General features: G+C 43.1%; 1 protein-coding gene. It reads left to right on the top strand.

Features of this window, described 5'->3' with window-relative positions; genetic code table 11:
- Positions 1-65: 65 nt before the first annotated feature.
- A protein-coding gene (locus ACT3TU_RS14145; RefSeq protein ID WP_192520527.1) for an IS3 family transposase occupies positions 66-1231 on the top strand; the annotation gives its coding sequence in 2 pieces (ribosomal slippage) (positions 66-324 and positions 324-1231; 1167 coding nt in all).
- The last annotated feature ends 46 nt before the right edge of the window (positions 1232-1277 follow it).

The raw sequence follows: 1277 nt of genomic DNA, 5'->3' as shown, positions 1-1277 counted from the left end.
TGAGCTATGCTGAAGAAACCGTAGAGATAAACTTGGTAAACTAACGACTCGATGAGGAGTTTACCATGACCAAGAAGATCAGAACTTATAGCACCCAATTTAAAGCAGAAGCCGTTAAGAAGATAGCAGACAATAACGGCAACATCTCAGCGACCGCAAAGCAGCTTGGCATAGCGATGCAAACGTTATCTAATTGGAACAATAAAGCCAATCAAGGCAAACTTGTCGGCACAGAACAATATGATCCTGAGCTTATGGCAGCTATTCAGGAAATAAAGCAGCTCAAGCGGCAGCTTAAAGTGGCTGAAGAGGAACGAGAGATCCTAAAAAAGGCCACGGCGTACTTTGCGAAAAACAGTTAGTGAAGTACGCCTTTATAAAAACTAATAGACAGGCCTTTAGTATCGTCTCTATGTGCCGTGTATTAAGGGTTAAGCCATCAAGCTATTACGACTGGATAAATCGCGATATCAGCGACCAACAGATACATCGTAACCAGTCTGAGCTACTGGTTAGAGCCGCTCACAGTGAAACTCGTGAGCGCTATGGTGTTGAGCGACTGCATGCAAAGCTAATAGAGCAAGGCCATGACATTAGCTTGTACATGGTCAGACGTATCAAAGAAGAACATGGCATCAAATGCCGTCGCCACAAACGCTTTAAGGTCACCACGGACTCAAACCATAATAAAATGGTTTATCCAAACGTGCTCGATCAGCAGTTTGATGCTAAGCGTCCTAATGAGTCTTGGGTCAGTGATATCACCTATATCTGGACAAGCGAGGGTTGGCTATACTTAGCAGGAGTAAAAGATTTATACACCAAAGAGCTGGTCGGCTACGCCATTAATAAGCGCATGACAGCAGATTTAGTATGCCGTGCACTCAATATGGCAATCAAGAATAAACGACCAAGCCAAGGGCTAATTGTGCATTCTGATAGAGGCAGTCAGTACTGTAGCCACGCTTATCACAAGATCATCAAGCAGCATCAGTTTAAAGGCTCAATGAGTGCTAAAGGCAACTGCTTTGACAACGCACCCATAGAAAGCTTCTGGGGCATATTAAAGAACGAGCTTGTATATCACCAAGACTATAAAACAAGATTTGCAGCCATCAGAGATATTATTGGATATATTGAGTTGTATTATAATCAGACTAGGATTCAAAAGAGCTTGGGCTATAAATCGCCAAGACAGGTGTGGTTTGACTTTTATCGTCAGGCTGCGTAATTAAAATCTCCCAAGTTTGGTTCTACGGATTTGACGGCAGGGGTCA

It is taken from the genome of Psychrobacter sp. AOP3-A1-26 (assembly GCF_052378235.1).
Lineage (GTDB): Bacteria > Pseudomonadota > Gammaproteobacteria > Pseudomonadales > Moraxellaceae > Psychrobacter.
Note: the sequence above shows the minus strand (reverse complement) of the source record. Positions and strands in the feature narration are given on the sequence as shown.